Source organism: Chitinophaga sp., from assembly GCF_035564935.1.
In the GTDB taxonomy this organism is placed as follows: domain Bacteria; phylum Bacteroidota; class Bacteroidia; order Chitinophagales; family Chitinophagaceae; genus Chitinophaga.
Genome location: NZ_DATMTE010000224.1, coordinates 1 through 18,192 on the forward strand (window position 1 = coordinate 1; position 18,192 = coordinate 18,192).

Sequence of the window (18,192 nt, forward strand, 5' to 3'; positions counted from 1 at the left end):
TACTGCATGTAATTGTTTCAAATTTGTTACGGGTATGGGAACCGTGTGATTCTTTTCCATTATAATTTATCAACCATACCAGCCTCCGGGAACTAGCAGTTATTAATGGGAAATTTCATATGAATATACATAACCCAAAAGAAATATTATGAAAAAAGTGCGGCCTATTAATCCTGGTAGCGTAGGAGGAGCGCGTGTTTTAGAGGTTTCAGGATTGCACAGCGAATCATCAGAAACGTTACAACAATTAGCAAAAGATATCTGCAACCTGGTTTTTATGGATATAGAGATACCCGGACTGACCGCGATAGAAGCCGCCAGCATAGTAAAAGCAGCTTACCCTGATATAAATGTGCTATTGCTTACCCTGAATGAAACGGAGCAGGGATTAAGGCCGGTGCCGGCAGCCACTGATACATTTAAAGTAGATCATGTACCGCCGGTTTCCCTGTCGGAATTTATTGCCCAGGTATACGAAACCGCTTTGCAATCGAACCTGGTAGCGGTTAACAAAGTATTGGCATTTTTCCGGAAAGAGAAACAGATTTATCAGGATCCCTATGGATTATCGCCAAGGGAGAAGGAAATTTTACGTTGCCTGGTAAATGGCGACACCTATAAACAGATAGCGGACGGGTGTCATATCAGTGTGGGAACAGTCCGTTCCCATATCATGAATATTTATCGCAAGCTCGATGTAAATTCCCGCTCCAATGCTATTGTAAAGGCAATGAAAGAACACCTGGTCTGATGCAACGCTTAGCCCCAGAACCCCTGTGCCTTTACCTGTTTGCCTTGCTGACGTAATGATTTACGCACCTGTACCACCATCTGCTGATTACCTGCTACATAATAAGTTGTATTTGCCACCGGGAAATCATAATGGTATAGCCATTCATGCAAATCGGTGAAATAATGACCGTTATTGGAAAGCGGTTGAACCGGCATTTGTAGTAACTGCCGGGTAGCAGGGTCTTCCAGCTGGAGGAAACAATGAAACTGCTGTCCGGCAGCTTTACGCAGGTACAAAGAATGGAAATGCCCGGTGGCGCTTGCATCGCCTATGCAAACAAGGTACTGTGCGTCGGACGGCTGATGGAGGCCGCCTCCGGGCCCGGCATAATATATTTCATCACCAGTTTGCAGGCCCAACGCCCAGGAGCTGCCAACACCCTCGTGTCCGCAATCTACTATAAGCACAGCGGTTTGTTTAATAGTATCCCAGCTTGCCACCGTGTAATCGCGGTAGGTGTATGGGGCCACCTCACATTTGAGATGCTGTGTGCTGCGCTCAGGTAATGCCTGTGGGAGTTGCAGGTGTATTTCCATTAAAAAGTTTCCTATACGCGTGAGGGTTGTTACACGCGCAGTTTTTCCTATGCGCGACATCAGGAAACTGGTCGCCCTGTCTTTAATTGAAATCATGTAATGTAAATAATTGGGTGATTATAAGATGCCGGTCATGGAGGGATAAGCCTGGATAATAAGACGCCTGATATTTTCAGATCTGATGCTCAGGTGTTTGAATACGCTCAGGGTTTCCAACGCGGGCACCAGTTCAAGCATATCTTTCAGGGCCGCAGTGTAGGCTTCACTGTGAGTATCCGCAGTTTGCTCAATAATAGCAACGTTTGCCAGGAAAGCAGCTACAGAACCTTTTCTCAGGGTTTGACCGTTTATTTCAACATGGTTAACATCGTCGGGTAAAATGGCAGATGGTGTCATAAAGTAATTGTTTCGGCAAAACTAACGGACCCGTACTTTTCTACTATTATACTATTCCGGGTTATAATTATACTTTTCCCGGCTCGAAATCCGGAAAGCAACTGGTGTTTGCCCGGTATGTTGCTTAAAAAAGCGGTTGAAATAAGTAACTTCATTGAACTGCAGGTACCAGGCTATTTCCTTGATGCCATGAGCAGAGTGCAACAGCATGCGCTTGGCTTCCAGTACACGTCTGGCTGCGAGTAAAGCAGAAGCCGTTTGCCCGGTTTCCTGTTTTACCACCTCGTTCAAATGGTCGGTGGTAACATGTAGCGCCCGCGCATAATCGCTGCAGCTGCTCCAGCACAACAGGTGTTTTTCCATCAGCTCCCGGTAGCGGGTTAGTAATTCCGGTTGTAAAGATGATCCCTTGGTATTTTCAGGAAGATAACGCATAAAAAATGTCAGCAATACTGCCAGGTAATGCTGTAACACCTGCTCCTGTAACGCTTTGCGGGTATTAAATTCCCGCAGCAGCTGCGCGCATAAATGCCAGATCTCCTGGAAAGCAGCACTGTCTGGTGTTACTGCCGCTTCCATACATACAGGTAAGGCCGGGAAACCGGGTGGTAAAAAATCAGCGGTGAAAGAGATCAGGTACACATCCAATACCCGGTCTGCGTCCGAAGATAAATGCACCTGCCATGGTGCCAGCAGGAATATGCTCTCCGGAGGCATGTCTACCATCCTGAAATCCACCATATGCCGGCTTCCCGTTTTACCTGTTACCGCTAATGTGTAAAACTCATGCCTGTGGGCGGTAGTCAGATCAGCATTAGGGTGATGCGCCGGTTCCCCGGCTTTTTTATAATGAACATCTATCATCAACCCCGGAACAACCAAAAGTTCTTCCAGCCGGTATGATGCAATGATGGATTGTTTTTCTTTTTTCATAACCAACATCCTCACTTTATTATCTGACGATCAGGTAAAGCAATTATTGTATTTTTTTTCTTTTGTAAGAAAGATTTTCCGGTTAATGCTCTCTTTATCTCACCTTAAAAAGATACCTGGATTGGGTAAAATTGCATACATTTATTTGCAACCGATTGCATAGTTTCGGATTATATTAGCATAACAGGCGTTGAGATTACCTGTAGAAGTACCTGTAATATTGATTTGAAGCTATCCGGTGTTTTGCAAACGTTTGCCGGAAATAATGAATTTCACGATGAAAGAAAAATGAAAACCAGCACGGCTCAACCTGAAAAATAATTATTGATGATAAAGTATCTGTTAGCAGCTTCGCTGATGTTGTTGTTCGTAACCACCAGTGCCATCACCCCGGCAGATTCCCTCCTGAAGCTCTGGTACCGGCAACCGGCACGGCAATGGGTGGAAGCGCTGCCTGTTGGAAACGGTCGCATCGGCGCCATGGTTTTTGGTGGTGTACAGCAGGAAGAACTGCAGCTAAATGAAGGCTACCTCTGGTCCGGCGTACCCCGCGATGGTAATAACCCCCAGGCAAAAGAAACGCTGCCCCTTATCCGCCGGTTGCTGGCCGCTGAAAAATATATGGAAGCGGATCAGCTGGCCCGTAAAATGATGGGCACCTATAGCGCACGGTATCTTACACTGGGGAGCCTTTTTATCAGTAACGATATACCACAGGAGGCTACACAATACAAACGTGAACTGGATCTGAACAATGGAATAGCACGCGTTAGCTATACGGCTAACGGTATTGCCTATACGAGGGAGGTATTTTGCAGTTACCCCGGTCAGCTACTGGTTATACGATACGCAGCCGGTAAACCGGGACAGCTTAATTTCAGCACCCGCTTCGCCAACCCAATGCCACATACCAATTCAGTGATGAACCCTCACTATGTAGTAATGAAAGGCAGATGCCCGGAATATGTGGCGGCAAGAGCCTATGAACCCAAACAGGTTGTTTACGGCAATAAAGGCATCAACTACGAAGTACATCTGGATGCACGTATAAGCGGAGGGCACGTGAAAGCAGATACCGGCGGTATACATATTTCCGGCGCCACCGAAGCCGTGCTGCTGTTATCAATAGGCACCAGCTATAAAAACGGATTGCCCAATGACAAAAAACCGCATACAGCTGCTATAACTCCTTTACAACAGGCCGGAAGCTATCCACAATTGCGGAAAACCCACGTTAACGACTATACATCATTATTCAACCGCGTACAACTTGATCTTGGAAATGATACCTCCGCCCTGCTGCCAACAGATGAACGCTTAAAAGTATATACCCTTCACGGTGGTAATCGCGATCCGCAACTTACTGCATTGCTGTATCAATACGGCCGTTACCTGATGATATCCGGTTCGCGTAAAGGCGGACCAGCCATGAATTTGCAGGGATTGTGGAATAAAGAGATGCAACCGCCCTGGGGCTCCAACTACACCATTAACATCAATACGGAAATGAATTACTGGCCATCGGAAACAGCCAACCTGTCGGATTGCGGCAACCCGTTATTTGATTTTATAGGGCAGCTGGCTAAACATGGGCGTATAACCGCTTCCGTTAACTATGGAGCAAGCGGCTGGACGGCGCATCATAATTCCGACATATGGGGCATGACCAACCCCGCCGGTGGCTTCGATTTTTCCGATCCCAGCGGTAACCCCAAATGGGCCATATGGCCCATGGGTGGCGCCTGGCTGAGCCGCCATTTATGGGAGCATTACCAGTTTACCGGCGATAAGAAAATGCTGCAGCAGGCGTACCCGGATCTGAAAGGAGCCGCGCTTTTTATGCTGGACTGGCTGGTGAAAAATAACGATGGACAATGGGTAACAAGTCCTTCTACCACACCGGAAAACAATTTCATGGTGAATGGCAAACGGGAAGGATCTGTAAGCGTCGCCACCACGATGGACCTCTCTATTATCCACGACCTGTTTAGTAACACCATCCGTGCGGCAGAGGTATTGCAACAGGATGCCGCGCTGGTAACGCGCATGAAACAAACCATGAAGGACATGTATCCTTTTCATACAGGTCAGTACGGGCAATTGCAGGAGTGGTATAAAGACTGGGATGATCCGGAAGATTCCCACCGCCATGTATCCCACCTGTATGGCCTGTTTCCCGCAAATTTCATTTCACCACGCCGCGATACTGTACTGGCGTCGGCGGCTATACGTAGTTTATTGCTGAGGGGAGACGGAGGCACCGGCTGGTCTAAATCATGGAAAATAAACTGGTGGGCCCGCCTGGAAGATGGTAATCATGCTTATACCATGTTGAATAAGCAACTGTTCCTGGCAGGCGGACAAGCAGTGAGTGTTGCCGATAACAGTGGCGGATCCTATCCCAACCTGTTTGATGCGCATCCTCCGTTTCAGATTGATGGTAACTTTGGCGTAACCTCCGGTATTACTGAAATGCTGTTGCAAAGCCATGACGGCGTTTTATACCTGCTGCCGGCATTACCGGATGCCTGGCCTTCAGGCAATGTGAAAGGATTAAAGGCCAGGGGTGGTTTTGAAGTAGATATAGAATGGAAGAACAGACAGCTTACACATGCCGTAATCCATTCCGCATTGGGCGGAAACTGCCGTATTCGTACGCAGGTGGCCGTTAGTATTGATGGTAAACCTGGAAAAGTGGCAACTGGCGTCAATACCAACCCGTTTTACCAGCTACAGTTCCCGGTGCGAACTGTTGTAAAAGATCCAACGAAATTACCGGTGTTGCAGCTGAAAAAAGTTTTTGAGTATGATTTTTCTACTACACCCGGTAAAACTTATAATATCTTATGAACTGCTCTCAACTCATACTTAGTATAGCCTTTACCGTTATTATGGTTACTAATGTGCAGGCAGGAACGCCGGCGGAGTTCATCCAGGCACTGAAAAGTAGTGCACCGGTGGTGTATACTGCTAATGGCAGCGTAGCGCCGGATTATATTAAAGTGATCCGTAGCTGGAAAAAAGATTATTGCGAAGTACGTATAGTCAACACCGGTAGTGTGTCGTTGAGGTGGGTATTGTTATTAACACCAAAAAAATAGCTCCATGCGTATTTTCCTGCTGACTTTACTCATCACTATTTCCTGTAGAATACAGGCACAATCTGATTTTCAGCAACAGCTGCTTAAAGATACACGACCGGCAGTGATCAAACGGGCTGCCTGGGCGCTGCAGCAGGCCCCTCAAACAATTACAGCTTTCCTATGCGATCGCAGTGCAGGCGGGGTACACGACTTTTACTCGGAAGGAGATTACTGGTGGCCCGACCCGGCAAACCCCAACGGGGCTTATGTTCAGCGTGACGGTGAAACCAATCCCGGCAACTTCGTGGCACACCGGCAGGCGATGATCCGTTTCAGCCGGGTGATGGGCGCATTGGCGGCAGGATATATCGCTACCAAAGACAATACTTATTTACAGCATGCATTATTGCATGCGAAGGCATGGTTTGAAACGGCGGCTACACGCATGAATCCTTCACTGTTGTATGCACAGGCAATAAAGGGAAAAGTAACCGGCCGCGGCATTGGTATCATTGATACCATTCACCTGATGGAAGTGGTGCAGGCATTGCGTATTATGGAAAAAGCAGGCGCCATTCCTTCGGCCGATCTGCAGGCCTTTAAAAGCTGGTTCAGCGAATACCTGCAATGGCTTACCACCCATCCTTACGGGAAAGATGAAATGAATGCGGCCAATAACCATGGCACCTGCTGGGTAATGCAGGTGGCGGCGTTTGCCCGTTTTACGGGTAACCGGGAAATACAGAACTTCTGCAGGAACCGTTATAAAACCATATTACTACCCCAACAAATGGCAGCCAACGGCAGTTTCCCGCTGGAGTTGAAACGTACCAAACCTTATGGTTACTCCCTGTTTAACCTCGATGCCATGAGCACCATCTGCCAGTTGCTGAGCACGCCGGATGATGACCTGTGGCACTTTACAGCCGACAGCAGTAAAAGTATTGCCAGGGGGATTGCCTATCTCTATCCATATGTAAACAATAAAAACAGCTGGCCTTATGCACATGATGTGATGTATTGGAATAACTGGCCGGTGGCGCAACCCTTTCTTATTTTCGGTGCGGCAGCACTTCAGCAGCCCGGGTATTACCGCCTATGGTTATCGCTCAACAAGGATCCTGAAGAGGAAGAAGTGCTGAGAAACCTGCCTGTACGGAATCCTCTTATCTGGTTATGAGCGGGTTGGAATTTACAATTATTTAAGATTCAGATGTTTTATTTTCTTAATATAAATGCTTAACTTTAGCTAACTATACACTATGTTTAAACTTTAGAGAAATGAGTTGGATGGACGACTTGTATGTTATTTACCAGAAACTGGATGCCACCGGTTGTGAAGAGGTAAAGCATGACATTTTAAAAGCCCAGATTGATGGCTGCAACCGCGGAGAGATCTATTTCCTGGTATTGCAACAACTGGTACAGATCAAAGCAGGTAAGGCGCCTGTTTATGAGTTGATTAAAGGAGAAGTAGAAAGCATTATCCACTGTAGTAAAGGACAATACTTGAATTAATTATTTTAATTCTTCTATCAGTTTCTGCACTTTGAGGTAATTCGGCGCACCCGATGGGATTTTTAATAACCATTCGAGGCATTGCTGTTTACGTCCTTCTTTCAGGTAGCTTAAGGCCATATAAAATGCAGCCTCATACCGAAGTTCGCTGCTGTTGTTAAAAACAGCCAGCAGGTCTTGTCGTGCCGGCCCGGTTTGATTTCGATCAATCAATGCCACCCCGCGATAGTAGCGGGCGTATAAGTTGCCCGGGTTGGTAGTCAGTGCTTTGTTCAGCAGCAATACCGCTTCATTGAAGTGGCCATGATTAAACTGTACAATGGCTTCTTCGGGGAGCCGGAGACTGTCTATATCGGGGATCTGCATTTCCGTAGAGGCAAATTGCCGGTAAATATTCTTTCTCCACGGACTTACATACAACAATATGGCTAGTCCTGCTGCTATTAGCGCGGTGAGAATAACATAATTACGGATAGGAATGGGGGAATTATCTTTCAGCGTATACCAGGCGTTGCGATGGGTGAACAGCAGGTGTTGCAATTCATCCCGGTTGGTATCGTTACAGATTCGTTGGCCCAGCAGCTGGCGAACGGCATCGAAGCGTTTTACCTGTTGGGTAAGCAGGGCATCGGCCTGCAGCCGGTCGGAGAATGCTTTACGTTCCGCCTCATTCATCTGACCACTGAGGAAACGGTCTGTTTCCAGCAGATCTTTTTCGGAAAGACTGTTAGCTTTTAATTTAATATCGATATCCCTGAACAGGCTGCGGAAACAATCGGCTCTTCTGCCCGGAAGCTCTTTAACCGGAATGTTTGTTTCTGCAGCAATATCTTCCTGCAGGCAGCCATCGGTAAGCGACCAGCGGAGCAGTTCCTTACAATCGTCTGAGAGGACAAGATAATAGTGATATGCGAGTCGCCGTTTTTCTCCTTCTTTCAGCACATCTTCCACATCCTGGATATCATCCCTGCTCATAGTGGAAAGTTCTTCGGCTTCCAGGCCGGGTATACGTTGCCCTCTTCTTTCCAGTTCCTGCTCCCAGATACGTTTGCACAATAGTTGGAGAAAGGGCTCAAAGTCGGTGACTTTCAGCGGATGGCGGCGGGCGAAGTAATAAATGTCCATCAGGGCTTCTTCGAAGATATGAGCTGCATCTTTTACGTGGCCGCTCTTTTGGAGTATAAACCGCTTTTCTTTAGATGCAAACCGCTGATAGATATTTTCAATTACTGCTGGTTTATGGTGAAGCAATCCCTCAATATATTCCTGGTCGTTATTTATTAATTGTTCAGGTGACATACATATCGTTTTTGCCGGTTCCTCTGTATTAAAAATATTAAACCTTGCCGAAGTGACCTAATTATTTATTCGGTATCCACAAATGCAATGCCTGTGCGGAGGAACTTGCACAGAAGTTAAGTATCTTGCCAAACCTGCCAGCTATAGATGGGAGTATCCAATCATGATGTATCAACCGGAACAGGATATCGATGACCTGATATCAGGATATATACACGCTCCGCATGATCCGCTTTTACAGGAACAGATCGATGTTTTCCACAGTGAAGGGCCTGAGCAGGCTGCCTACCTGGAAAGCCGGCTGGCTGCCTGGTTAGCAGAAGGCGTTCCTGTGCAGGAAGGGAGTACCTCTTTCGTTATTCCATCATCTTCCCGGCGTGTTTTTAACCGCAAATGGCTGATGACTGCGGTGGTGCTGATAGTGGCTGCAGGGGTACTGCTTTATTTTTACCGGCAGGCCCCGGCGGAGCAAATACAATATGTTAACAATACAGGCCATGTTGATACGCTGCTGCCGGCGCCGGGTTGTACCGTGATTACGGACAGAGGCGCATCGCTTCGTTATCCGGCCGGGTTCACTGCAAACCCGGAACTATATATGGAGGGCGGTAATACCTGGTTTGAAGTGGCGTTGCCTGTTCGTTTGCGCATGCAACTGGATGAGCACACTGATCTGTATACGCTGAATGCGGTATTTACCCTGCATAAAACCAATACCCTCTTCAAAATACTGGTGATAAAGGGAAAAGTAACATTGCTGCAGCACAATGGCAAAAAAGTATACCTTACCGCCAATATGCTGGCAAAGCGGGAACGGCATCAGCCGTTGCAGTTCAAAACAGTAAAAAGCCAGTCGCTGCTGGCCTGGAAAACAGGCCGGCTCGCATTCCGGGATACGCCGCTGGAAGAAGTGATAGATGCCCTGAACAGTTACTATCATCTTGATATACAGGTGCCACCTTCCGCAGCCGGTTTGTATAAACGCAACCTGACTGCCGACTTTGAAAATAGATCCGCTGAAGAAACGCTGGCATTGCTGCAAAGGGCGCTTAAGGTTCCTTTGGTGAAAGACAGTGGTAACCGGTACTACATAACGTTGAAATAAAGATGGATCAGCTGAGGTTTAAGCCTGCTGTTAATTGTTTAAGGATCGTTTTCAGTTGTGTAAAGGCTTCTTCGCCTATAATACCGGCATAGAGATCCTGTACTTCATCAACCGCTTCGTAGGCATTGATCATAAACTCTTTTCCTTTTTCGGTAAGGAAGATAATGCTGGCGCGGTTGTCGGTATCGTGTTTGCGTGTGCCTATATAGTTATCCGCTTCCAGGTTTTTCACCACTTTGCTCATGGCTTGTTTGCTGATCCGAGCTTTCCTGGCGAGGTCGTTGTTAATAGTACCCTGCGCATCGATATGTACCAGGAGCACCATATCGCCCAGTTTGAAATTTTTGTATCCGCGTTCCTGTAGCTTTTGTGTAATACGCAGGTCTATATCTTTTTTGAACAAATTGATCAGGCGGGCAAGGCTATCCGGTCTTTTGGCCAGGCATGCCTCATATCTCGCATCTATAGTTGCGCTCATCATATTGTAGGTTTGGTAAAAGTGTACAGTTGATAAAATCTTGTCCTGATGCAATGCTACAAAAAAGCAATGATTTTTCGTGCGGCGTTTTAAAATTTGTGGGGGATCCTTTTAAAAACAGTAAGACCCGCCGGTGAGGCGAGTCCTTAATATATTATCAGGGTAGTGTTATTTGTACGCGTAATCAGCCATTACGGTATAGGTTCAAATACGCTTTCCGCCCTGGTGTAGCATCTCAGTCCGACGATGGTATTGCTTATCCCCACCTTTACTCTTTGTGCAGACCTGATGCTGGTAGATGTCAGTCAATCAGAGCCCAAAGCCCCGGCGATGCCCATTTCCAGTCCACGCAGTTCTGCCAGTCCGCGTAAACGGCCGATAGCGCTGTATCCCGGGTTGGTTTTTTTGTGCAGGTCATCCAGCATCTGGTGTCCATGATCAGGGCGCATTGGAATGGAAACATTGCGGCGTTTCATGGTGAGCAGGATATTTTTTACTACGGCAAACATGTCCACGTCGCCTTCCAGGTGGTTGGCTTCATGGAAGTTGCCCAATGCATCGCGTTGTGTGCTGCGTAAGTGGATGAAATGGATATGATCTCCCAGGCGTTCTATCATACCGGGGAGGTCATTGTCGGCCCTTACACCGTAGGAGCCGGAACAGAAGCACAGGCCATTGGCGGTATATGGAGCGGCAATCAGCAGTTCGCGGGCGTCCTGTTCAGTGCTTACCACACGGGGTAAGCCAAAGATCGGGAATGGTGGATCATCAGGGTGAATGGCCAGTTTAACACCCACTTCTTCCGCTACCGGCGCTATTTGCTGCAGGAAATAGAACAGGTGCAGTTTCAGCTGTGTGGCGTCAATGCCTTTGTATTTATCCAATGCAGCCTGGAACTGCTGCAGCGTGAAGCTTTCTTCAGATCCGGGTAATCCGGCAATGATATTTCGCTGTAAAAGTTCTTTATCTGCTTCTGTCATGCTGTCGAAGTGTTCCTTCGCACGGGCAATCTCTTCTTCACTATAATCTTTTTCTGCTTCAGGTCTTTGCAACATGAAAAGGTCAAATGCCATGAACGCGGCTTTTTCAAAGCGCAGTGCTTTGGAGCCGTCTTCTACGGTATAAGATAAATCGGTGCGGGTCCAGTCAAGTACCGGCATAAAATTGTAGGTAACCGTGCGTATACCGCATGCGGCCAGGTTCCGCAAAGATTGCTGGTAGTTGTGGATATAATCCTTAAAACGGCCGCTTTGCGTTTTAATATCTTCGTGTACCGGCACGCTTTCTACAACCGACCAGGTAAGCCCGGCTGCTTCTATGATGGCTTTCCGCTTTTGTATCTCCTCCTTCGTCCATACCACTCCATTAGGCACATGGTGCAATGCGGTTACAATACCGGTAGCTCCTGCCTGTTTAATATCAGACAAGCTAACCGGATCATTGGGCCCGTACCACCGCCATGTCTGTTCCATTCTCAGCATAATGCAAATACGTTTAGTAAATCCAGAATTTCTAGTTCCAAGCCCCAAAATTATAATCTATCCACACATATACAAACTTTGATTTCAAATTTTAAGGTCACCAGTAGTAATAAGCATGATCATCAGATCCATCACATTCGTTTGGGTGGGGCCTGTAATCATTAACCCGCCTGCTTTTGAGAAGAAATGCCAGGCATCATTCCGTTGCAGGAAACTATTTGGATCGAGCTGCAATTTCTTTGCGTTTCCTATCGTTGATGCATCTACGACAGCGCCTGCAGCATTGGTGGGACCATCGCTACCGTCTGTGCCTCCGCTTAAAAAAGTAAGGGAAGGGTAACCTTCAAGGGCGATGCCTGCTGCCAGTGCCAGTTGCTGATTCCGGCCGCCAAGGCCATTCCCGGTCACTTCTACTGTTGTTTCCCCACCTGCCAGTAAACAGGCCGGTAAAGGCCCTGTATACCCGAGCGCGGTTTGAACCAAACCGGCAGCTACAGCATGTGCATCTCCCGTAACCCTGTCGGAAAGCAACACAGGATGATAGCCCAATTGCCGGGCCTTTTCCGCTGCTGCTTCCAATGCGGTGCGGTTGGTGCCGGTAAGATAATTATGTGTATGCTGCAGAGAGGTATCGCCTGGCTTGGGTGTTTCGGGGATATTGCCGGCCATACCGTTTTCGATGTGTTGGAGAAGGGACGCGGATATTTTTTCGGGGAGATGATATTTGCGGAGTACCTCCATAGTATCGGTAAATGTAGACGGATCGGCCACTGTAGGCCCTGAGCCTATTACGCTGAGGTCATCGCCTACTACATCGCTGAGCACAAGCGTACATAACGTTGCCGGGTATATGCTTTTGGCCAGCTGCCCGCCTTTGATGCCCGAAAGATGCTTTCGCACCGTATTCATTTCGCGGATATCGGCGCCGCTTTTCAGCAGCATTTCAAATAACTGTTGTACTTCCGCTAAGCTGCTGTGTGCCGGTACATCCGCCAGCAGTGCAGAGGCGCCACCAGAAAGTAAAAAGATGACCAGGTCGCCGGGCTGTATTTTTGCCGCCATATCCAGCAGTTTAACGGAAGCTGCTACACTTTGTTCGTCCGGTACAGGATGACCCGCTTCCATCAGCTCCACCTGCTGTAACGGTAACGCATGTCCGTACTTTGTAACCACCATTCCCCGTAAAGGAAAATGCTGTGCCAGGATGTTTTCCAGCTCCTGTGCCATTGCGGCGGCAGCTTTGCCCGCCCCCATGATCCAAACATCCGCATGCTCCGGGATGGCGTAGCTATCTCCCGAAATATTAATAACCCGGGTAGCAGGCATTACCTGCACATTTTTCCTGATGAGCTGTTGCGGATGCACGGCTGCAACGCCCTGCAGGAAAATATCCTTTATATCGGCAGTAGTGTTGATCATGTTTATATGCATAAAAAAAGCAGTGAGATCACTCACTGCCAATATTTTTCAAGTTAAGAAATTTATTGTTGCTGGGTGGAATCTTTGGCTTCCTTCTTTTGCCGTTTTTTTTCCATTTTTTGTTCCAGTTGTTCCTTTTTATTCATCTCCCAGTCGTTCCATTTCTTATACTGTGCAGGCGTAAAAACAGTTTTAAAGCGCTGGCTGCGTTCAGAATCCAGGGCTTTAAACTGGGTCATACGTTCCTTTTTTGTGAGGGAAGGATTGTTTTTTACTGCATCCATCCGGCGCACAATATCCTGGTTGATCACGAGAATCTTTTTTTCCTGGTCTTTGTTCAGATTTACCTTGTGGGAAATCTTATCAGTAATTTTATCGGCTCTTCCTTCTGCCGTCCAGCGGCCTCTTGTACCGGAAGTATCCTTTACCTGGGCATTGGCGGTAAAGGTAGTTGCTGCAAAGAAAACCGATAGCAGCATCCATGTATAAACAGAAATAAACTTCATAGTCAGCAAGTATTATACGAATTTAAACAAACTTAAGCTGTAAACCCTTTTCAAATTATCCCTTTTTCGTGTGAATCCAAAATACACCTACCACTCATAAAAAATATGCCGTTTTATTTAGTCTCACCTTAATGATTTATTACAGTTAGCGAATCAACTGAATCTGAACCGAAAAAATAAAAGATTTACATGAAAAAAGCTTTTGAGAAACCCGGAGCAGCCCCGCTGTTGCGGCGTATTACCTATGCTATGAAGCGGCGCCGCGGTAAACTGCTGTTACTGGCCCTGTTGGCAACCGGGAGGGTAGCCAGCGCCCAGGAAACCTTCCCGGTAAACGGGATCGCCGATCCCCGCGAAGGTTGCTTTGCTTTTACGCATGCCACCCTTGTAAAGGATCCGCAAACCACCCTCAATAACGCCACGCTGGTGATCCGCGACGGGAAAATAGTATCGGCAGGTACTTCTGCCGTTATCCCCAAAGATGCGGTGATAGTGGATTGTAAGGGGAAATACATTTACCCATCCTTCGTGGATATTTTCAGTAATTATGGTTTATCAGCGCCCAAAAAAGGAGGTTCCGCATGGAATGCCGCCCCCCAGTTCCTTTCTAACACCAAAGGTGCATATGGCTGGAACCAGGCCATCAGAAGCGAAGTAAATGCTGTGGATCTTTTTTCGGCAGATGATGGAAAGGCAGCGCCCCTGCGGGAAGCAGGCTTTGGCGCCGTGCTTACCCAGCAGCCGGACGGTATTGCCCGTGGCACGGCAGCGCTGGTAACCCTGGCAGGTACAAAAGAAAACAAAACTGTTATCCTGGAGAAAGCAGCGGCGGCCTATTCTTTTGATAAAGGCAGCTCTACCCAGAATTATCCCAACTCCCTCATGGGCTGTATTGCCCTGCTGCGGCAAACTTTCCTGGATGCCCGGTGGTATAAGACCCGGCCTGCCAAAGAAGGTGTGAACCTTAGCCTGGAGGCGTGGAATGCCAGCCAGCAATTGCCCCAGTTGTTTGAAGTGACCGATAAATGGGATGCGCTCCGCGCAGATAAAATAGGCGACGAGTTTGGCGTGCAGTATATTATCAGGGCCGGTGGTAATGAATACCAGCGTATCAACGAGATGGCCGCCACCAAAGCAGCTTTCGCATTGCCGCTTAATTTCCCGGGCGCCATTGATATGGAGGATCCCGCAGATGCCCGCTACGTTTCGCTGGCGGATATGAAACACTGGGAAATGGCGCCTACGGAGCCTGCCGCATTTGAAAAGGCAGGTATCACCTTTTGTTTAACTGCTGACGATCTGAAAGATGTAAAACAATTCCTGGCCAACGTGCGGAAAGCCATCAGCTATGGCCTCAGCGAACAAAAAGCGCTGGAGGCATTAACCAAAACGCCGGCTACCCTCATAAAAGCTTATGATAAAGTTGGCAGCCTGGAACCGGGTAAACTGGCCAACTTCCTCATTACTTCCGGCCCCGTTTTTAACGAAAAAACCATTCTTTACCAGAACTGGGTACAAGGCAACCGCTACACCATTAAAGCCGACGGCTGGAATGATATCCGTGGCATCTATACCGTGAACCTCACACCCGGCGGCAGCTATTCCGTAGAGGTGAGAGGCACTGCCACCGCACCTTTACTGTCTGTTTTGCAGAAAGATACCCTGCCTGGACGTATTGATGTAAACGGAAAACTGGTAACGCTGTCGCTCCCGCTGGCCAAAAACAGTAAAAATAATGTACGCCTCAGTGGTATCATCGGCGATAATAACTGGACAGGTACCGGTGCAGATACCAGCGGCAATCCTGTAAAATGGACTGCGGTATTTGTAAAGGCCGCTCCCGGAAAGCCGGATTCAGTAAAGAAGGAAACACCCATGGCCATTGGCCCGGTGTATTATCCGTTCAATGGTTATGGCTGGGAAAAACTCCCATCTCCACAGGACCTGCTGATCAAAAACACTACCGTATGGACCAGCGAAAAAGAAGGAATACTGGAAAATACAGACGTTTTAATCCGCAATGGTAAAATTGCACAGGTGGGTAAAAATCTTGCAGCAGGTAATGCCCGTGTGATAGACGGCACCGGGAAACACCTGAGCGCAGGCATCATTGATGAACATTCGCATATTGCACTCAGCAGGGGAGTGAACGAATCATCGCAATCAGTTACCGCGGAGGTGCGGATCGCCGATGTGCTAAATCCTGACGATATCAATATTTACCGCCAGCTGAGCGGAGGGGTAACGGCCTCTCATTTACTGCATGGCAGTGCCAATGCTATCGGTGGGCAATCGCAGTTGATCAAACTCCGCTGGGGACAAGATGCAGAAGCCCTGAAAGTAACCAGCTGGGATCCCTTCATCAAATTTGCATTGGGTGAAAATGTGAAGCAATCCAACTGGGGTGAACGTAATACCGTACGCTTCCCGCAAACAAGGATGGGAGTGGAACAGGTTTATATTGATGCGTTTACCCGTGCTGTTGATTATGAAAAACAAGGCCCCGGCAAGCGCCGCGACCTTGAACTGGACGCCCTGGTGGAGATATTGCACCAGAAACGTTTTATTACCTGTCACTCTTATGTACAAAGTGAAATCAACATGCTCATGCATGTGGCAGACAGCTTCCATTTTAAAGTGAATACTTTCACACATATTCTTGAAGGATATAAAGTAGCCGATAAAATGAAAGCGCATGGCGCCGGGGCAGGTACTTTTGCCGACTGGTGGGCTTATAAAATGGAAGTACAGGATGCTATTCCCTACAATGCCGCCATCATGCAGGGAGTGGGTGTACTCACCGCCATCAACTCCGATGATGCGGAAATGGCGCGGCGCCTTAACCAGGAAGCCGCCAAGAGCATTAAATATGGTGGCATGAAAGAAGAAGATGCCATCAAACTGATCACCATCAATCCCGCTAAACTGCTGCATGTAGACAGCCATATGGGTAGCATCAAAGCAGGTAAAGATGCCGACGTGGTATTATGGAGCGACAACCCGCTGAGCATTTACGCCAAAGCCGAAAAGACCATTGTGGATGGCATCGTGGAGTTTGACCGGGATACTGATCTGCAGCTGCGTAAGCGTATAGCAGCGGAACGTAACCGGCTTACCCAACTGCTGCTGGGGGAAAAGAAAAAAGGTACCCCTACCCGGAAGGCTGAACTGGCAGCAGAGGAAATATATCACTGTGAGGATCTGCAGGGAGGACATCAGCAGGCTATTGGTAACTAACTTTTTTAAGCACCGCTAAATGCAACAAGCGATGAAAAAACAATTGATTTTATTAAGCCTGGTACTGGGAGCGTATGCAGCCCGGGCACAGGAAACAATATCTCCGGCGGGTCCGCAAAACAAGCCCATATACCTCACCAATGCCACTATTCATGTAGGCAACGGACAGGTAATTGAAAATGGTTCCATTGCTTTCAGCAACGGGAAAATTACTGCAGTAGGCGCCAATGTTCCCGCAGCCGGTGGAGACGCCACGGTACTGGATATGAAAGGACAGCATGTATACCCGGGTATCATTGCGCCGGAATCCAACCTGGGCCTGGTAGAGTTTGAGAGTGTGCGCGCCACTATCGATGCGCGCGAAGTGGGGGAAATAAATCCTTCCGTGCGCTCCCTCATTGCCTATAATGCAGATTCCAAAGTAATCAATACACTGCGTTCCAACGGGATATTGCTGGCACAGGTAACGCCGGAAGGAGGCATCATCAGCGGCGTTTCTTCCGTGGTGCAGCTGGATGCCTGGAACTGGGAGGATGCTGCTTATAAAACAGATAATGCCCTGCATTTTTTTATGCCCCGTGTATCGCCCGTTGGTGGCGGCCGTGGCCCTGCGTCCCCTGAGCGTCTGAAAGCGGCGCTGGAACAAATAGAAACCGTGAAAACATTTTTCCGTGAAGCCAAAGCGTATCAGCAGGAAGGCAAACATACCGCTACCAACCTGAAATTTGAATCGATGCGGAAGCTGTTTACAAGGGAGCAAAAACTGTTTATTCACTGCGACCTGGTAAAAGAAATGCTGATAGCAACAGACTTTGCCAAAGAGTTCCAGCTCGATGTGGTAATTGTGGGTGGAACAGATTCCTGGCTTATTGCGGATATCCTGAAACAGTATAATATCCCGGTAGTACTGTCGCAGCCACATGCTTTGCCGGTAATGCAGGATGATGATGTGGACCAGCCTTACAAAACAGCTGCACAGTTGCAGAAAGCAGGTGTATTGTTTTGTTTAAGTAATGAAGGCTTTTGGCAGCAACGTAACCTGGGCTTCGAAGCCGGTACTGCAAGTACTTATGGATTAACAAAAGAAGAAGCATTATCGGCCGTTACGCTCAATGCCGCTAAAATACTGGGAATCGATAAAATAACCGGCTCTCTTGAAACCGGCAAGGATGCAAATATTGCGGTAAGTACCGGGGATATCCTTGATATGAAGTCGAGTGTAATCACGCATGCATTTATCCAGGGAAGGGAAATAAACCTGGATAATAAACAGAAGCAGTTATATGAGAAGTATGAGAAGAAGTATGGGTTGTAAGCGAGAGTTGTCTTTCTCAGGATTAAACTGATTATACTGATTACCTGGATTTGATTATTTTAAAAAGATCAGTGAAGATAAAAGCAGATAAAT

The 18,192-nt window shown here is 47.7% G+C and carries 16 protein-coding genes; 8 read left to right on the forward strand and 8 right to left on the reverse strand.

Annotated features, from left to right (window positions below; all coding sequences use genetic code 11):
- The first annotated feature begins 148 nt into the window (after positions 1 to 148).
- Positions 149 to 751 carry a response regulator transcription factor gene (locus tag VN105_RS05870; protein WP_325638862.1) on the forward strand — a complete coding sequence of 201 codons (603 nt, stop codon included), beginning with the start codon at positions 149 to 151 and terminating at the stop codon, positions 749 to 751.
- Between the two features lie 8 nt (positions 752 to 759).
- Here the strand turns inward: VN105_RS05870 and VN105_RS05875 are convergent, their stop codons facing one another.
- From VN105_RS05875 to VN105_RS05885, 3 genes are read right to left on the reverse strand one after another with little or no spacing between them, the layout of a single operon-like run.
- Complete coding sequence (locus tag VN105_RS05875) at positions 760 to 1,425, reverse strand: siderophore-interacting protein (RefSeq protein WP_325638864.1); 666 nt, start codon at positions 1,423 to 1,425, stop codon at positions 760 to 762.
- Between the two features lie 21 nt (positions 1,426 to 1,446).
- Positions 1,447 to 1,725 carry a hypothetical protein gene (locus tag VN105_RS05880; protein ID WP_325638866.1) on the reverse strand — a complete coding sequence of 93 codons (279 nt, stop codon included), beginning with the start codon at positions 1,723 to 1,725 and terminating at the stop codon, positions 1,447 to 1,449.
- Between the two features lie 51 nt (positions 1,726 to 1,776).
- Positions 1,777 to 2,658: a helix-turn-helix domain-containing protein gene (locus tag VN105_RS05885; RefSeq protein WP_325638868.1), complete on the reverse strand. Its 882-nt coding sequence runs from the start codon at positions 2,656 to 2,658 to the stop codon at positions 1,777 to 1,779.
- Between the two features lie 327 nt (positions 2,659 to 2,985).
- Between VN105_RS05885 and VN105_RS05890 the strand changes: the two genes are divergently transcribed.
- From VN105_RS05890 to VN105_RS05905, 4 genes are all read left to right on the forward strand, one after another.
- Positions 2,986 to 5,508, forward strand: a complete 2,523-nt coding sequence (locus VN105_RS05890) for a glycoside hydrolase family 95 protein (protein ID WP_325638870.1) — start codon at positions 2,986 to 2,988, stop codon at positions 5,506 to 5,508.
- Positions 5,505 to 5,759, forward strand: a complete 255-nt coding sequence (locus VN105_RS05895) for a hypothetical protein (protein ID WP_325638872.1) — start codon at positions 5,505 to 5,507, stop codon at positions 5,757 to 5,759. Before VN105_RS05890 ends, VN105_RS05895 begins: the two co-directional genes overlap by 4 nt.
- Positions 5,760 to 5,763: 4 nt before the next feature.
- On the forward strand, positions 5,764 to 6,921 hold the full coding sequence (locus VN105_RS05900) for an alginate lyase family protein (RefSeq protein ID WP_325638873.1): 1,158 nt from the start codon (positions 5,764 to 5,766) through the stop codon (positions 6,919 to 6,921).
- A 101-nt stretch (positions 6,922 to 7,022) separates the two neighbouring features.
- Complete coding sequence (locus VN105_RS05905) at positions 7,023 to 7,259, forward strand: hypothetical protein (protein WP_325638874.1); 237 nt, start codon at positions 7,023 to 7,025, stop codon at positions 7,257 to 7,259.
- Here VN105_RS05905 and VN105_RS05910 read toward each other — a convergent pair whose 3' ends face one another.
- Positions 7,260 to 8,558: a hypothetical protein gene (locus VN105_RS05910; RefSeq protein ID WP_325638875.1), complete on the reverse strand. Its 1,299-nt coding sequence runs from the start codon at positions 8,556 to 8,558 to the stop codon at positions 7,260 to 7,262.
- A gap of 163 nt (positions 8,559 to 8,721) precedes the next feature.
- Between VN105_RS05910 and VN105_RS05915 the strand changes: the two genes are divergently transcribed.
- Positions 8,722 to 9,663, forward strand: coding sequence for a FecR family protein (locus tag VN105_RS05915; RefSeq protein ID WP_325638876.1), 942 nt, complete (start codon positions 8,722 to 8,724; stop codon positions 9,661 to 9,663).
- Positions 9,664 to 9,670: 7 nt separating this feature from the next.
- Here the strand turns inward: VN105_RS05915 and VN105_RS05920 are convergent, their stop codons facing one another.
- From VN105_RS05920 to VN105_RS05935, 4 genes are all read right to left on the reverse strand, one after another.
- On the reverse strand, positions 9,671 to 10,141 hold the full coding sequence (locus VN105_RS05920; protein ID WP_325638877.1) for a MarR family winged helix-turn-helix transcriptional regulator: 471 nt from the start codon (positions 10,139 to 10,141) through the stop codon (positions 9,671 to 9,673).
- 305 nt (positions 10,142 to 10,446) lie between these two features.
- The gene (gene uxuA / locus VN105_RS05925; protein ID WP_325638878.1) at positions 10,447 to 11,622 is read right to left on the reverse strand and encodes a mannonate dehydratase; all 1,176 of its coding nucleotides are present in this window, start codon (positions 11,620 to 11,622) and stop codon (positions 10,447 to 10,449) included.
- Between the two features lie 84 nt (positions 11,623 to 11,706).
- Entirely contained in the window at positions 11,707 to 13,041 is a 1,335-nt protein-coding gene (locus VN105_RS05930) for a glycerate kinase (RefSeq protein ID WP_325638879.1), read from the reverse strand.
- Positions 13,042 to 13,103: 62 nt separating this feature from the next.
- Complete coding sequence (locus tag VN105_RS05935; RefSeq protein WP_325638880.1) at positions 13,104 to 13,547, reverse strand: hypothetical protein; 444 nt, start codon at positions 13,545 to 13,547, stop codon at positions 13,104 to 13,106.
- A 189-nt stretch (positions 13,548 to 13,736) separates the two neighbouring features.
- Here VN105_RS05935 and VN105_RS05940 point away from each other — a divergent pair, with 189 nt between their 5' ends.
- The gene (locus VN105_RS05940) at positions 13,737 to 16,784 is read left to right on the forward strand and encodes an amidohydrolase family protein (RefSeq protein WP_325638881.1); all 3,048 of its coding nucleotides are present in this window, start codon (positions 13,737 to 13,739) and stop codon (positions 16,782 to 16,784) included.
- A 31-nt stretch (positions 16,785 to 16,815) separates the two neighbouring features.
- Positions 16,816 to 18,099, forward strand: a complete 1,284-nt coding sequence (locus VN105_RS05945; protein ID WP_325638883.1) for an amidohydrolase family protein — start codon at positions 16,816 to 16,818, stop codon at positions 18,097 to 18,099.
- Positions 18,100 to 18,192 lie beyond the last annotated feature (93 nt).

Bases quoted from the DNA above. Each gene is read 5' to 3' on its own strand.
- VN105_RS05885 (WP_325638868.1), bottom strand. From the start codon at position 2,658: ATGAAAAAAGAAAAACAATCCATCATTGCATCATACCGGCTGGAAGAA.
- VN105_RS05895 (WP_325638872.1), top strand. From the start codon at position 5,505: ATGAACTGCTCTCAACTCATACTTAGTATAGCCTTTACCGTTATTATG.
- VN105_RS05905 (WP_325638874.1), top strand. From the start codon at position 7,023: ATGAGTTGGATGGACGACTTGTATGTTATTTACCAGAAACTGGATGCC.
- VN105_RS05870 (WP_325638862.1), top strand. From the start codon at position 149: ATGAAAAAAGTGCGGCCTATTAATCCTGGTAGCGTAGGAGGAGCGCGT.
- VN105_RS05890 (WP_325638870.1), top strand. From the start codon at position 2,986: ATGATAAAGTATCTGTTAGCAGCTTCGCTGATGTTGTTGTTCGTAACC.
- uxuA (WP_325638878.1), bottom strand. From the start codon at position 11,622: ATGCTGAGAATGGAACAGACATGGCGGTGGTACGGGCCCAATGATCCG.
- VN105_RS05915 (WP_325638876.1), top strand. From the start codon at position 8,722: ATGATGTATCAACCGGAACAGGATATCGATGACCTGATATCAGGATAT.
- VN105_RS05940 (WP_325638881.1), top strand. From the start codon at position 13,737: ATGAAAAAAGCTTTTGAGAAACCCGGAGCAGCCCCGCTGTTGCGGCGT.
- VN105_RS05935 (WP_325638880.1), bottom strand. From the start codon at position 13,547: ATGAAGTTTATTTCTGTTTATACATGGATGCTGCTATCGGTTTTCTTT.
- VN105_RS05910 (WP_325638875.1), bottom strand. From the start codon at position 8,558: ATGTCACCTGAACAATTAATAAATAACGACCAGGAATATATTGAGGGA.
- VN105_RS05920 (WP_325638877.1), bottom strand. From the start codon at position 10,141: ATGAGCGCAACTATAGATGCGAGATATGAGGCATGCCTGGCCAAAAGA.
- VN105_RS05880 (WP_325638866.1), bottom strand. From the start codon at position 1,725: ATGACACCATCTGCCATTTTACCCGACGATGTTAACCATGTTGAAATA.
- VN105_RS05900 (WP_325638873.1), top strand. From the start codon at position 5,764: ATGCGTATTTTCCTGCTGACTTTACTCATCACTATTTCCTGTAGAATA.
- VN105_RS05945 (WP_325638883.1), top strand. From the start codon at position 16,816: ATGAAAAAACAATTGATTTTATTAAGCCTGGTACTGGGAGCGTATGCA.
- VN105_RS05875 (WP_325638864.1), bottom strand. From the start codon at position 1,425: ATGATTTCAATTAAAGACAGGGCGACCAGTTTCCTGATGTCGCGCATA.
- VN105_RS05930 (WP_325638879.1), bottom strand. From the start codon at position 13,041: ATGATCAACACTACTGCCGATATAAAGGATATTTTCCTGCAGGGCGTT.